Annotated in this window: 1 protein-coding gene; it reads left to right on the top strand. The window is 53.0% G+C overall.

All coding sequences use genetic code 11. The features are described from left to right. Window positions 1–607, top strand: a 607-nt coding sequence (locus tag EXE45_RS17345; protein ID WP_137695065.1) for a hypothetical protein, incomplete at its 5' end; no start/stop codon positions are given. Window positions 608–661: the final 54 nt, after the last annotated feature.

Genomic DNA, 661 nt, shown 5'->3' with positions numbered 1-661 from the left:
AACACGTGAACTAATTGCTGACCGATTAGGCCACGTACCGTACGACCGGTTTCTCTTCTACTTAATGGGCCCATACAAGTCGTTCAATCTCAACTACATCCTCACCGAGGAGGAGCGTCAGGAAATTGCGGTGGACGACCTCCCAGGGCCGCTCCGGCGATTGTTCCAAAACAAAGACGAGATCGACGCGGCGCAGGCATTGCTACGACGGATACAGGGCGCACTTCGTGTCACCCCCGGAGTGAACGCCTTTCTTGCCGTCGACGTTGATGTAGATACTGACGAGGTGGATGCGGCGACACAAAGTATCGAGTATACGCAGTGTAGTAACGCAACTGCGTTCATTTTACCGTTTCTCGGGCATAATTTCGGTGTCGGGGAAGAAGCTGGGAGCATCCTCGAAGCACTCTCAGAAACACATAGTGATCGTCTCATCTTCTTCCATGAAGACGATGTGACGAGTGCGATGATTCGGTCAGCACAGGTGCGATGGGATCTCCGGGTAGGAACGTATGAAACTGAGTCAGAACTGATTTCGAAACTTCGGCTATTCACAGCTGGTATTATGCACCAAGAGCGTCGCGGAGACCTCGACATGTTGGATTGATTTCTAGTATGTGATCCCCGTGTTCGCGGCGCTGGCGGGCTGGCTCGTGCTAGG

It is taken from the genome of Halorubrum sp. SP9 (assembly GCF_005435015.1).
GTDB classification, from domain to species: Archaea; Halobacteriota; Halobacteria; order Halobacteriales; family Haloferacaceae; genus Halorubrum; species Halorubrum sodomense.
This window is presented reverse-complemented; position numbering and strand designations above follow the sequence as displayed.